This is a genomic window from Nocardia sp. NPDC004582, from assembly GCF_053602115.1.
The window spans coordinates 1-13,543 of the sequence record NZ_JBSGCY010000059.1 but is presented as its reverse complement, the minus strand read 5'-3'; the positions used below and the strand labels follow the sequence as shown (position 1 = coordinate 13,543).

12 protein-coding genes are annotated in these 13,543 nt (G+C 68.5%); 5 read left to right on the top strand and 7 right to left on the bottom strand.

The window, feature by feature from the left end:
- Positions 1–15: 15 nt before the first annotated feature.
- Positions 16–1,167 carry a serine hydrolase domain-containing protein gene (locus tag ACWELJ_RS18035; protein ID WP_452367269.1) on the bottom strand — a complete coding sequence of 384 codons (1,152 nt, stop codon included), beginning with the start codon at positions 1,165–1,167 and terminating at the stop codon, positions 16–18.
- 25 nt (positions 1,168–1,192) lie between these two features.
- On the bottom strand, positions 1,193–1,999 hold the full coding sequence (locus ACWELJ_RS18030; RefSeq protein ID WP_452367268.1) for a helix-turn-helix domain-containing protein: 807 nt from the start codon (positions 1,997–1,999) through the stop codon (positions 1,193–1,195).
- Positions 2,000–2,496: 497 nt separating this feature from the next.
- Here ACWELJ_RS18030 and ACWELJ_RS18025 point away from each other — a divergent pair, with 497 nt between their 5' ends.
- The gene (locus ACWELJ_RS18025; RefSeq protein ID WP_452367267.1) at positions 2,497–4,068 is read left to right on the top strand and encodes a hypothetical protein; all 1,572 of its coding nucleotides are present in this window, start codon (positions 2,497–2,499) and stop codon (positions 4,066–4,068) included.
- 208 nt (positions 4,069–4,276) lie between these two features.
- Entirely contained in the window at positions 4,277–6,487 is a 2,211-nt protein-coding gene (locus tag ACWELJ_RS18020; RefSeq protein WP_452367266.1) for a protein kinase domain-containing protein, read from the top strand.
- Between the two features lie 69 nt (positions 6,488–6,556).
- On the opposite strand, the gene ACWELJ_RS18015 is transcribed toward ACWELJ_RS18020, so the two are convergent.
- Entirely contained in the window at positions 6,557–7,672 is a 1,116-nt protein-coding gene (locus tag ACWELJ_RS18015) for an alcohol dehydrogenase catalytic domain-containing protein (RefSeq protein WP_452367265.1), read from the bottom strand.
- Positions 7,673–7,746: 74 nt separating this feature from the next.
- On the opposite strand from ACWELJ_RS18015, the gene ACWELJ_RS18010 reads away from it, so the two are divergent.
- The gene (locus tag ACWELJ_RS18010; RefSeq protein WP_452367264.1) at positions 7,747–8,400 is read left to right on the top strand and encodes a class I SAM-dependent methyltransferase; all 654 of its coding nucleotides are present in this window, start codon (positions 7,747–7,749) and stop codon (positions 8,398–8,400) included.
- 25 nt (positions 8,401–8,425) lie between these two features.
- On the opposite strand, the gene ACWELJ_RS18005 is transcribed toward ACWELJ_RS18010, so the two are convergent.
- From ACWELJ_RS18005 to ACWELJ_RS17995, 3 genes are all read right to left on the bottom strand, one after another.
- On the bottom strand, positions 8,426–9,058 hold the full coding sequence (locus ACWELJ_RS18005) for an LppU/SCO3897 family protein (protein WP_452367263.1): 633 nt from the start codon (positions 9,056–9,058) through the stop codon (positions 8,426–8,428).
- A gap of 230 nt (positions 9,059–9,288) precedes the next feature.
- Entirely contained in the window at positions 9,289–10,698 is a 1,410-nt protein-coding gene (locus tag ACWELJ_RS18000) for a pentapeptide repeat-containing protein (RefSeq protein WP_452367262.1), read from the bottom strand.
- Positions 10,699–10,787: 89 nt separating this feature from the next.
- The gene (locus ACWELJ_RS17995) at positions 10,788–12,008 is read right to left on the bottom strand and encodes an MFS transporter (protein ID WP_452367261.1); all 1,221 of its coding nucleotides are present in this window, start codon (positions 12,006–12,008) and stop codon (positions 10,788–10,790) included.
- Positions 12,009–12,101: 93 nt separating this feature from the next.
- Between ACWELJ_RS17995 and ACWELJ_RS17990 the strand changes: the two genes are divergently transcribed.
- Entirely contained in the window at positions 12,102–12,440 is a 339-nt protein-coding gene (locus ACWELJ_RS17990) for an ArsR/SmtB family transcription factor (protein WP_452367260.1), read from the top strand.
- A gap of 286 nt (positions 12,441–12,726) precedes the next feature.
- Here the strand turns inward: ACWELJ_RS17990 and ACWELJ_RS17985 are convergent, their stop codons facing one another.
- Positions 12,727–13,293 carry a hypothetical protein gene (locus ACWELJ_RS17985; protein ID WP_452367259.1) on the bottom strand — a complete coding sequence of 189 codons (567 nt, stop codon included), beginning with the start codon at positions 13,291–13,293 and terminating at the stop codon, positions 12,727–12,729.
- 10 nt (positions 13,294–13,303) lie between these two features.
- On the opposite strand from ACWELJ_RS17985, the gene ACWELJ_RS17980 reads away from it, so the two are divergent.
- The coding region (locus ACWELJ_RS17980; RefSeq protein ID WP_452367258.1) for a hypothetical protein at positions 13,304–13,543 on the top strand (240 nt) is incomplete at its 3' end.

Genomic DNA, 13,543 nt, shown 5'->3' with positions numbered 1-13,543 from the left:
CGCGGTCCACGGCGCTCACAAGGCGCTGTAGACCGCGTCGATCAGGTGGTAAGCGCGGCGGTCGCCGGAGAGCCAGTCGCGGCGCAGGTTCGGGGTGAAGGCGATCGCGAGCCGATTCGCGGTGTCGCCCAGTCCGATCGCGCCGCCCGCGCCGGGGTGACCGAAGGCCGTGGGGCGGGCGGCCTCGGGCAGGATCATGTTCTCCGAGGGCAGCATGTAGCCCAGGCCGAAGGCGCTCTCCAGGGTCAGCACGGCGTCACGGCCGCGCACGCGCTCGCGGACGGCGTCGGCGAGTACCTCCTCGGGCAGCAGGTCGCCCGCAACCAGGTCGGCGTAGAAGCGGGCCAGGGCGCGGGCGGTGGTGACCAGTCCGGTCGAGGGCCAGCCGCCGGCCAGCACCTCCGGGTTGTTGTAGGAACCGAGCGGATTGGTGGAGGCGCGCAGGGCGAGCGATTCGGGATCCCGATAGGCGCGCGCCATCTCGGCCACGGTCGCGGCGCTGATCGGCGCGGGGTCGGTCCACGCCTGTTCGGCGGCGGGCGGAGCGCCCACCCGGGCGGCCTGTTCCGCGATCTCGGGCGGTGCGCCGAGCCACAACTGGTCGCCGAAGTTCCGGTGCACGTATTCGCCGACCGTGAATCCCGTGTGGCGGCGGACGAATTCGCCGAGCAGCCAGCCGAAGGTCATGGCGTGGTAGCCGTGGTCGGTGCCCGGTTCCCACACCGGATGCTGCGCGGCCAGCCGGGCCGCCATCGCCCGCTGGTCCGCGGCGTCGGCGGCGGAGACCGGGCGCTCGAACACCGGCAGCCCGGCCCGATGCGTCAGCAGATCGGCCAGGCTCGTCGAATCCTTGCCTCCGGCACCGTATTCCGGCCACCAGTCGGTGACCGGGTCGTCCCGGTCCACCCCCCGCTCGTGCGCGACCAGCAGTGCCGCGGTGGCGGTGACGGCCTTCGTGCACGAGTAGGTGACCACCGGGGTGTCGCGCAGCCAGGGCCGGTTCGCCCGGGTGTCGGCGAGGCCGCCCCACAGGTCGGCGACCGGGCGGCCGTCGACGAACACGGCCACGGCCGCGCCCGCGTTCTGCCCGTCCGCGAAGCTCGCTTCGAACACCTCCCGTACCGCCCGGAATGCCGGGTCGACCTGGCCGTCCACGAATCCGCTCATGGCACGAATTAGAACACGTTCTAGTTCAGGACGGCACCGGTATCAGGAATTGCGACACCAGCCAGCCGGGATGCGCGCCGGTGTGCACCACGCCGGTCTGCACGAGCACCGTTCGCACCGTGCCGTCGACGAGATCGCGCAGCCGGATCCGCCACATGGGCGGGAAACCGGCCACCTCGCCGTCGTCCCACATGCGGCGGAAGTCGGGGTAGCGGCTCAGTTGGTCGAGCAGTTCGGTGAAGGTCTCCGCGCCACCGAAGCCGCCCACCGCCATCCGGAAGGCGCGCACCGACGTGGTCGCGTCGGCCTCCCAGTCGACCATCGCCCGGCGGGCCGCGTCACTGCCGAACAACCAGTGGAATTGATTGGCGCCCCGCGTCATTCCGGGGAACGCGCGCTCCCAGCCGGGGTTGCAGGCCAGCACGTGACCGCCGACCGCGGTGATCGCGGCGGGCAGGGGCTGATCCAGCACTGTGCGCAGTTCGGGAGTGACGGCGGCCCGCAGCTCGTCGAGCGGCGGACAGCCGGTGGCGGTGAGACCGGCCAGCTCGCGCAGCTGCCGCAGGTCCTCGACCGAGAGGGGGTCGACGCGATCGAGATATCGGATGATCGCGTCGAGGACCTCCCGGGCGGGACGGTCACGCGCACCCTTCTCCAAATGCGTGATGTAGCTGGTGCTCACGCCCGCGTTGTAGGCGAGGCGTTCGCGCGAGATCTTGCGGGAATCGCGCACCGAGCGCAATACCGTGCCGAGCGCCGGAACAGCCGGTGCGCCATTGCGTTCGACATCGTCCGCGCCATTGTCATTGTCTATCGATTTATCGATTGTCACGCCGAGCTCCTCCAGATATTCGCCCGTGTGCGCCCTGGCGAGAATCCAGGTTCATCCGACGTCTCGATACTGACAGAAAACCGACTGACCTGCATGTACGTGTCCTAGGCAACAGTTCTTCGACCGGCATAAATGAGTGCGCTCAGTGACGAGAACTACATTTCCCGGATGAAAGACACCAGGTTGGCCATACCCCGCCGCAACAAAGCCAACCGGTCGAATTAAATGGACTATCCCGCGGGCGAGAATCGCATTTCGCGGCCTCGCTCTGAGATATCCAGTGGCGCTGAAGAATTGAACCTGAACGGCATATTGCGCGAGTCGCGCGGTAGTAGCATTCGATGCGGGATCACCGGGTGAGGTTGGGGGGCCGGAGCGCCGCCACTGAGGACGCCCCGCCTGATGGGAGAGCCGCCCCGTCCCGGACGCAGCCGACTGTGCACGCATGGTGCGCTGGATTCTTGCTGCGTCGCGAGTGTTTCTCAGGAGGAAAGTCCATGTCCGCTCCCGCTCATCTGCTCCAGGACGCTTTCAAGGACGCGCTGGCCCGCGCCGCCGAACTCGACAAACTCGGGATTCCGCCCGGCGACACCACCGAGCTGTTTCCCGGCCACGCCCCGACCAATGTCGAACTGGTGCAGGCAAGTCTGAAGGAGTACAAGAAGAATCAGGCCGCGATGGATCGGGCGGTACAGGACGTCATCGACTTCCTCGACACTCCCGACGGCGCCGCGTACGTGAAGGCGCTCGAAGGGTCGCTCGAGAATCCGGTGCCCAACAACGCGTTGAGCGTCGATATCGCGCAGGAAATTCTGCGGAACGGCGAATTCGGGCTCGCCAGTTCGCATCCGCAAGGCTTGCGGGGGTTCGGAATCGGCGTCTCGGCCGGCGTGAGCGCGGTGGTCGGGCTACTGGCGGGCGCGGATGTGGTGTTCGATTTCAAGGACGAGGCCACCGTCCACGGCCGGGTATGGAAGGGCGCGTCGCTCAAGGGCGGACTGTCGGTCAGCGCCGGCCTGGAATTGAGCTTCTGGGTGCAGAAGCCGGTGACCGGCGCCATCGCGGGCTGGCTGCTCGACCTCTACATCCCGACCAAGTCCATCCTCCTGCTGTTCGTCCGCTTCATGTACATCAAGCAGCGGCCCGAGGGCATGAAGGAGCTCGACTTCGGCGGCGTCTCACTGCAATTCCCGCTCGGCATCGGCCTGCCGATCCGCCACGACAAGGGCACCAACGGCGTGATCGCGCTGTTCGGCGCGAGCCAGACCGCCTACGACCGGCCGCGGCGGGCGACCTTGACGGTGGTCAACAAGGCAACAGGCCTGGGCACCATCGCCGTTCAGGAAACCGCCACCCTCGAGGTCACCCTCACCAATACCTCCAACAATGACGTCAACCTCAACTCGGGCGCGACGATGACGATCACCATGCCCTCGTACTTCACCCCCGCCGACATCAGCGCCATGAAGATCGACTTCCCCGGTTGGAGTTTCACCGACGTCGACGGCAGCCTCACGCTCACCCTGTCCAAGAACACCACGTGGGCGACCGGCACCGACCTGTTCCTGAACATCACCAACGTCAAGAGCAGCAACCAGCCGCCCTACGGCCAGCAGTCCACCCCCGGCAAGGTGAAGGTCTCGGTCGATGACGTCTCCTTCGACACCAAGATCCTCACCACCGCCGACTTCTCCCTGGTCTGGTCCACCTCCATGGCAACCCTGCAGTGGGACACCAAGATCGCGAAGCCCTTCACGCTCACCGGTCCCGCCAACGGCACGGTCACCGCCTACGCCCAGCCCGGCAACTACATCACGCAGTTGACCACCGCCATCGACGGTGACGGCGTCCCCTGGACCCTGGGCTTCGTGTTCAACTACAACACCGCCATCGCCGACAAGGTCATCCCCCAGGTCACCGCCTGCTGGTGGAAGACCGATGCCCCCAAGGCCGGCAAGAACGTCTACTACGGCAACGCCGTCGACCAGTCCGGCCAGTCCTCGGTCTGCTGGTACGGCGGCACCTCGCAGAGCGGTAGCGAAATCATCGTCACACCGACCTTCGGCTGACCGATGAATCCGATGACTGCCGCGGGCGATTCCCGCGGCAGTCATCGCCGCGCCCACGCGAAAGAAGAGATTATCGCGAGATGAAAACGCTTTGCGGACTTATCAATTCGACCGCCCGGTTGGTAATTCTCGTAATTCCTTTTCCTCACCCCAGCGATCTCCCGGAGGCGTAGCCTGAACCAGATCGCAGGCACCGAAGGAGGTTCTGATGAACAGGGCAGTTGTCGTCGGAATCGATCGGTACGGCGGCGCGCCGCTCCGTGGATGCGTCAATGATGCGAACGATGTCGCGGATTGCCTGTCGGACAAGGGCTACGACTTCGACTGCACCAAGCTACTCGATGGACAGGCCACTCGCGCGTCGATCCTTCGCACCGTGTCCGAGATCGCGTACGGAGAGACCGGCGAGACGCTGCTGTTCTATTTCGCGGGCCATGGCCAGGTGATCGGAAATGCGGGCCATCTCGTCACCTACGACGCGCAGCCGTACGATCCGGGAGTATCGCTGAGCCATCTCGCGCAGATAATGGAGTCCGCGAGTTCCAATTTCCACCATGTGATCTCGATTCTGGATTGCTGCCATTCCGGTTCGGCCTTCGGATGGACCGACAGCCGGCCACTGCGGTCCGCCGATATCGAGCGCGAAGTGCCTTCGGTGAACGAGAGCCGCTGCATCCTCGCCGCGTGCCGTCCCGAGCAGGCCGCCGTGGAACAGAACGGACAGGGCGTCTTCACCGATGCGCTCACCAGCGCCCTGCTCGGCATGGCTGTCGACTGGGAAGGGCAGGTGACGCTGCTGGGGGTGTACGACTATGTCTCGAAGGCGATCCCGACGGAGACACAGACTCCGGTTTTCAAGGGTGATATCGCGGGCACGGTGATCCTGGGCCGGGGCTTCGAACCACGGGCGGGCAAGCCGATCGAGAGCAGCCAGCTCGGCGAGACGTTGGCCAAGGCCCACCAACTGATCGACAAGTACCACTACCGGCAACTATCGGAACTGTCGGAACGCGGGGTTCGCCTGCAGCGCGGCGCCAAGAACTGCGCCGAGACGCTGGAACCCATAGTGAAGTGGTTCGAGGACACCGAGCAGGCGCTGCCGGATCTTCGCCGTCAGCCTGACTGGAAGAGCCTGGTGGTGCGGCTGCGCGAGTTCCGGAAGAATCTGGGCGACATCACGATCGGCGAGCAGACGCGATTCGGCCGGGTCGTTCGGCATCTCGGCCACGGCGGCTACGGTCACGTCTGGGAGGTCGAAGGACCGGGCGGAGTCAACCGCGCCATGAAGGTCTTCCATGGCAATGAACTCGACGACGAGGTCAAGGTCAGCCGGTTCCGGCACGGATACGAGAATATGCAGACCCTGAGCCATCCACGCATCGTCCAGGTGTACGAGATGGTCAAGGCACCGTACGGATTCATGATGGACGCCATCGCCGGTGACAATCTCCGTCGTGCGTATATCGATCGCGACGATCCGGAGATCGTCCTGCGCCTGCTGATCGACATCTGCCAAACCGTTCAGTACGCCCATTCCAAGCATGTCAAACATCGAGACATCAAGCCCGAGAACATCATCGCCGAGCGTGGCGACGACGGCGAACTGATTCCCTATCTGACGGATTTCGACCTCGCCTACCACGAGACGAACCGGACGGTCACTACCAATATCGGGGTCGGCGGCGTCATCAATTACGCCGCGCCCGAGCAGCTCTTCGAGCCGAACACGAAGACGGCCCGCGCGGAGACCGTCGACATCTACAGCCTCGCGCAGCTGATGTTCTTCGTGATCACCGGACGAGATCCCAGCGGCGAGAAGCTGAAGAAGAATGTGGAAGTACTGACCAAAACCCTGGGCAGCTGGGTCGATGACAGGGCGGCGACCATTCTGATCGCCCTGTACCAGCGGGCCACCTCCAAGCCGTCGGAGCGCCCGCAGACGGTGCTGGAGTTCATGAAGGAACTGACCAGTGCGGAAGCCATCATCCAGGCCGCCAGCGGTACCGACTTCGTCTCGGAGGACATTTTCTGCCGACGCGTGGGGTTGTCGTACCGCGGCATCAACGGCTACACCGCTTCCGACCACGAATGCCGGATGAACAGTCTGTCCGGTCAGGTCGAGATCGTTGTCCGCTTGGTCGACGCCACCGGCGAACACCACGCGAACATCGAGGTCGAGTGCTCGGTCACGGGCTCCCTTCCCATTCCCTCCCTGAAGTCGAGCAAGACCGGCCGGGAATCGATCAACGTCCGTTTGGACAAGTCACTCAAGCGGTTTCCCAATGCCACACGACACCCGGGCAACAAGGGCACATTCCAGACGTTCGTGTACATCAGGGAGGTGCCACTGGATGTCGGGGGCGTCAGCTCCGTCACCGAGATAGTCTCGACGACCGTCGGGGGTATCGAACAGTGGTAGCGGCCGCTTCGGAGTGCCCCCTGTCGGATTGATCGAACCCATGAGCCATCGCCGCTCGACGGGGATCGATCAGTCGAAGACGATGACCTGGCGCAGGGCGTGGCCGGCGGCCAATTCGTCCATGGCGTGGTTGATGTCGTCGAGGCGGATGCGGGAGGAGACGAGGCGTTCGACGGGGAGGGTGCCTGCGCGCCACATGCGGACGAATTCGGGGATGTCGCGGGAGGGGACGGCGGAGCCGAGGTAGCTGCCGATGATGGTGCGGCCCTGGGCCACCAGGGCCAGCGGGGAGATGGAGGCACGAGCGTCGGGGGCGGGCAGGCCGACGGTGACCGTGGTGCCGCCGGGAGCCGTTGCGGCGATGGCGGTTTCGAAGGCGCGGATATTGCCGGCGGCTTCGATGACGGCTTCGGCCTGGATGTTGTCGGCCGCGATCTGCTGCGGGGTGTAGGCGGCGGTCGCGCCGAGTTCCAGGGCGGTCTTGAGCTTTTCGGGGACGGTGTCCACCGCGATGACCTCCTGGCCGGTGCTGGCGCGCAGGGCGGCGGCCACCAGCACCGCGGCCATGCCGACGCCGCCGAGACCGACCACCATGATGCGGTCCCTCGGGCCGGGCTTGGCCGAATTCAGCAGGGCTCCACCACCCGTGAGGACGGCGCAGCCGAGGACCGCGGCCACCTCCGGGGGGACGTCGTCGTCGACGGGGACCACCGAATGGCGGTCGACGACGGCGTGGGTGGCGAACGCCGAGACACCCAGGTGGTGGTGGACCTCGGCGCCGTCGCGCAGCAGACGCCGTCCGCCCGAGAGGAGTTCACCGGCGTTGTTGGCGAGACTGCCGGGCTCGCACGGAGTCCGGCCGTCGGTGGCGCAGCCCGCACACGAGCCGCAGCGGGGCAGGAAGGTCATGATGACGCGCTGGCCGACACGCAGATCGGAGTCGCCGGGGCCGAGCGCCTCGACGCGGCCGGCGGCCTCGTGGCCCAGCAGCATGGGGACGGGGCGGACGCGGTTGCCGTCCACCACGGACAGGTCGGAATGGCACAGGCCCGCGGCCTCGATCCGGACCAGCAGCTCCCCCGGGCCGGGTTCGCCCAGGTCCAGGTCGCTGATGGTGATCGGCTTCGAGTCGGCGAAGGGCGTCGGCGCCCCGATCTGTTCCAGGACGGCACCACGAATCCTCATGCGCCCGACGCTACTCCATCGCACCTTCCCAGACAGTCCGGAATCTGATTCCATGGAGCCGGACAGGAGCACACATGACCACTTCGCCGACCACCGGCAACCGGGCCTTCAACCAGGTGGTGACGCGGTTCTGGGGCAATGTCGCCCGCGCCTACGACACCGCCGCCCTGCAACACCTCGTCTATCGCCCGCCGCAGGACCAGATGGTCGCCGAGCTGCGCGCCGCCGGCTCCCGGCGGATCGCCGACATCGGCTGCGGCACCGGCATTCTCACCACCCGGATCCAGCGCGAACTGCGCCCCGACGCGGTCTACGGCGTGGACGCCTCGGCGGGCATGCTGGAGCAGGCGCGCGCCCGCTCGGCCGAGGTCCGGTGGCGGCATTCCGCCGCCGAGCATCTCCCCTTCACGGACGGCGAACTCGACGCGGTCGTCACCACCAGCGCATTCCACTTCTTCGACCACCCGGCGGCGCTGCGCGAATTCCATCGGGTGCTGTCGCCCGGCGGCCTGGTGGCCATCGCGACCATGCATCCCTCCGGCGCGGCGTCACGCCCGATCCAGCGGCTGACCCGCAGCCCGCGCTTCCCCGCGCACGCGCCGTCGCCGCGCGAGACCCGCAAGCTGCTCACCGACGCCGGTTTCGAGATCGTCGATCAGCGCAAGGTCGCGCGGCCGCTGCCGTCGTGGCTGATCCCGGACGTCATCACCGTCGGCAAGCGGCGCTGACCGTCACGTTCGGAGTCGCCGACCGTCACGTCCCCGGGTTGTCGCCGCCGCGGAAACACACGGTGAGTTCGAGCTTGCGCCAGATCACCCAGACCGCGCCGCGGCCGTCCCGGGGACAGGACGCGCCCGAGACGGCGTTGGGCAGTACGGCGGTGGCCTGGACGATGTGCTCGCCGGGCGTGGCGCAGTCGACCTTGGAGGGAGTCTCCATGGCGGTGGTGTCGTAGCAGACGCCGGTGCGCCAGTCGAAGGTCAGGCACAGGTGGTAGCGCGGCTTGCCGGTCTTGTCCTTCGGGGCGGACTCGAGGGTGTAGAGCGGGTCGGTGCACGAGTCGGGGCCGATCTGCAGCACCCGGTAGTTCGCGTCCACCGAACCGCAGTCCGACGGTTCGGGTGTGCCCGCCTTCCAGGTCGGCGCGCCCGTAGTGTCCTTGGCCCGCTCGATCGGGACCTCGACGCAGTCCCCCGGCTTCAGGGCGGCCAGGGGATCGGGGGCGGGCGGTTTGGCCGAGATGGTGGGCTGCCCGGCCGGCACGAGTTCGGGCGGCGCGCCAATGGGGTTGCCCGCGATGGTCTCCCGGCTCATGGGCGAGAGGGTGGCCGTGAACGCCGCGAACACCAGGACCCAGCCGGTCGCGGCGAACCCCAGGGCACCCACCCGTCGCCACCGCGTGCCGCGGCGGGAGACTGCGCGCCAATCCCCCGGCGTCCGCTCGGTCGCCGCTCCGGCCCGGCTCGCGAGGGCCGCGGCCAGGCACATCAGCAGGACCGCTACCGCGACAACCCAACCGACGCCGTGGCTCCCCACCGCCCAACCCCTTCAACTCAACTCGTCTGCAAGCTATCCCACCGGCGAGTTCCGGGCAAAACGGGCGACGTACCCCGGGGTCAGGAGGCGAGTTCGGAGGCGGATTCGGCCAGCACCGGCGGCCACGGGGTCGGCGAGATGTGGGACGGTTTGGTGGCGGGGCTCTCGTCCCAGTCGAAGTGGACGCCGACCCACGCCTTGGGGCGGTCGAAGCTGACCTCGCGCGCGTCGAACGCGACGCGGCGGAAGGAGATGTCGCCGCAGAAATCACCCCCGGCCAAGACCACCTTGCGGCCCGCGAAGACGGCGTCGGCGAAGGAGACCGAGCCGTGGTATTCGGTGCGCGCGAACGACACTTCCTGGGTGCGGCCGGTGCGCCAGCGGATCTGCGTGCCGAGGTGGGCGCAGTCGAAGGAGCTGGACTCGGTGTAGAAGCGGGAATCGGCGAAGGTGATGTGCGCGCCGGTGAATTCCGCGCCGGTGAAGGTGACGCGCTCGCCGTCGAACACCGCGCGCTCGAAGGTGGTCCGGTCGGCGGCGAACACGGCATTGGCGAAGCTGGTCCGCTCCCCCGCGAAGGTGGTGCGGTCGAACGCGGTTCGCGCGCCCCGGAATTCGGCGCCCTCGAAGCTGCCGCCGCTGCCGAAGGTGGCCTCGGCGAAAGTGGCGGAGGTGCCCTCGCGGTCGGCGCGGGCCACGGCGGTGTGATCGAAGACGGCCCGGTCGAAGACGGCGGCGCTGCGGAAGATGGCCCCGCGGAAGGTGACCCGCTTGCCCAGGAACCGCGCCTGCTCGAAGGAGACGGTGCGGCCGCTCAGGAACATGGCGTTGGTGAAGCGGGTGTTGCGGCCCGCGAAGACGGCGTAGCGGAAGTCGGCGTTCTCGAAGGCGGCATCGGTGAAGTCGAAATCGCAGGAGCTCCAGCGGGTCTCGGCCGAGGGGCGCAGGTGTTCGGCGATCACCCGGACGATGGTGTCGCGGACCTGCCGGTCGTTCTGGCGGTAGGTGTACACCCGCTCGACGGCGGTGCCGTGGTCCTCGATGCGCTGGGATTTGGAGACCAGGTGGCTGGCGCCCTCCTCGGGCTGGTACGGCAGCCGCAGGTAGCCGCACAGCACGTCCACGCACTGCTGCCGCCGCCAGCGCGCGGAGAACTCGTCGGCGACCCCGGCCATGGCGTAGACCCCGGCGATGCGGACCGCCACATCCGGATCGCCGAGCTGACCGGCGGCGGCGCCGAAAACCTCGGCGAAGCGTCCGCGTTCGGCGTCGCGCTGCTTGCGATAGGCCACCACCAGCGCGACCGCGCCACCGATGCCCGCCGCCACCGCGAGCGAAATCCGGCTCAGATCCAGCTGATTCGGCGTCTCGGCCTTGGCGCCGAGGACCCGCCACAGCCCCCACCAGGTGAGGCCCGCGATGGCGAGCCCACCCGCCACGGCGGCCAGCACCGACACCAGCAGACCCGACCGGTGTACCGTCCGGCTCACCACCCCACCGAACCTCCACCGCCGCATAGCCGAAGAATAGCGATCCGGGACGCGTCACGCATCGGATGCGGCAATTAGCGCGGCAGCGGTCAGTCGGTAACCGCCGCGGCCTCGGCATTGCGGCGCAAGCCGATCCCGGCCGCACCCAGGCAAGCCAGCGCGACCACGGCCACGAACCACGGGAAGACCGTGCTCAGCCCCCAGGTGGTGGCCGCCCAGCCCGCCAGCACGGTCGGCACCGCCATGGCCGAGTAGGCCAGCAGGTAGTAGGCCGACATGGTCTCGCCCCGCTTGTGTTGCGGCACAACGTTGGACAGGTGCCGCAGCGACCCGCCGAAGCCCAGCCCGAAGGTGCCACCCAGCGCGAGCCCGGCCAGCAGCACCAGCACCCAGTTGTGGGTGTGCAGCGCCGGAATGGTGAGCAGCAGCGCGATCGCCATGCCGATGTCGCCGGCGATGGCCGCGCGGCGCGCCGGGATGCCGCCCGCGACGGCCTGGGCCAGCGCGCCCGCGGTCGCCGTGGAGGCCACCACCGCGCCGCCGAACACCAGGTTGTGGATGCCGGTCTCGGCCGAGGCCAGCGACGGATACAGCGACAGCAGCACGCCCAGCACCGACCAGGCCGCCATCACGCCCAGCGCCGAGAACCAGAAGTCACCGCGGATCTCCTGCGGCACAGCCGGTTTGGCGATGGTGATGCGCTGCTGCTGCCGCGCCGCGTGCGGTTCCCGCAGCGCCAGCACGCCCGCGGCGATCAGCAGGCACACCAGCGTGATCACCACGTACGGCGTCCGCAGCGGATGCGGCGCGTACTGGGCCAGCACCGCCGACCCCAGAATCGCCACGGCCATACCGACATTGAAGGCCACCCCGGACAGCTGACCCGACCGCGCGCCCGCCTGCGGGCGCAGATCCAGCAGCGCCGCCGCGCCCGCCACCACGATCGCGCCGACCGCGGCCCCGTGCAGCGCCCGCGCCAGCAGCAGCATGGCCACATTGCCGGCGAGCAGGAACACCACCAGGCCGACGATCATGGTCGCGAACGCGCCGAGCAGGACCGGCTTGCGGCCCACCACATCCGAGATCCGCCCCGACACCAGCACCGCGCCCAGGGCGGCCACCGCGTAGACGGCGAAGACGAACGTGGTGGTGAGCGGCGAGAAGTGCCAGCTCTTCTGATACAGCCCGTAGAGCGGGGCGGGCGCCCCCGATACCCCCAGCGCGACGCCGCTGGCCGCCAGGACGAGCCCGTACGCCCAGCTCTGGCTGCCCGTTTCGGCGCGGGTCGCCACCGCAGTTGCCGATGCCATCGCGGCCTCCATCAGGTAAGTTTGATTCTGATCGAACTCAACCGTAGCGGAGGTTCGACAGTTATCAAACTAGTTATCCGAGTGAGGTAGGTCATGACCGACACCGACGCGCTGCCCGCCGTGGCCCCGCTCCCCGCGGTGCTCGGCGCGCTCCAGGACCCCGTCCGCCTGGAAATCGTCCGCCGCCTGGCCGAGGCGGGCACCCCCATCCGCTGCAGCCTCACCTACGACGGCGTCAGCAAGTCCACCGCCGCCCACCACTTCAAAATCCTCCGCGAAGCGGGCGTCACCCAACGCGTCACCATCGACGGCAACACTCACCTGCGCTTGCGCGCCGACGACCTCGACGCCGCCCTCCCCGGCCTGCTCCCCGCCGTCCTCGCCGCCGCGAACCGCGAACACGAGGACCCCACCCCCAACGACCACGACTGATCGGTCGATGCCCGCCCGAACTGGGGGGACGCACGGCAAGGACTTCCGCCCCTGCGGCGGCACGCGGACGGCGCCGGGGCCGTCGACGACCGAAACCGCCTTCGGCGCATCGCGTTCACCACAGTCGTCGATGTCCCGTCGTGCGAAGGCGCGGGCGGCGGCCGCGCGGGGGGAAGTGGCCGCGCGCGGTCAATCGGATGGGCGAACCAGCGTCACGGCGACCGGGCCGGCCAGTGCCCGCGCTCGAGCTGGGGCCGCCGAGGCGCGCGGCTCGCGGCGGCGGTGATCAGGACTGGGTGAGCGGGAGCGACTTCCACCAGTCGACGACGCCGGTCGGGGTGGTGGGGATGCCGCGGGTGTACATGAGGAACTTGTCGCGTTTGGGGTCGTCGAAGAAGGAGGTGGCGAAGACTGTGGACGGGGCGTCGGCGGTGGCGTCGAAGCGGTGGTTCACGTACTGCTTGCCGCCGCAGAACTCCTTGAAGGTGAGGTCCTCCAGGGCGCTGCCGGCCGGACGGATCCGGCGGGCCGCCGAGCGGGCCACCGCGGCGGAGTCGTAGGCGAACACGATGTACTCGCGGACTTCGTGGTCGGCGGAGTACTGGCAGTCCCAGGCCGCGGCCCAGCCCTCGAAGGCGAACGGCGGCAGGAAATCCTTGGTGTCGTGATCGACCACGCGGCAACTGGCCGAGTTGAATCCCGAGCCCAGTTCCGGAGAACGCGGCACCAGGCCCGGGAAAGCCGCGCTGATCTGGGCGATCTCGGCGGCGGCCGCCTTCGGCTTGGCGCCGCGGCCCGACGGGCTCATGACGAACACCACCACACCCAGCGCGACCGCCAGGCCCACGCTCATCACCAGCAGCATGCGCACCCCGCTCAACCACCGGCCCGTGCCCGGAGCCGTCATGCGCGGCGGCGGGGACAGATGCCGGTCGGTGCGCGACCCGAACAGCGCCGGGATATCGGTCAGCCGTCCCGAACGCACCGCCGTCGACTGCGAAACCCGCCGCGTCCCGCACCAGGTGGTCGACCTCAATCGGCGCCCCGGCTGGGCGCGGGTCGACCTGCGCGGCGAACCGGACCCGCGCGCCGCGGCCCACGCC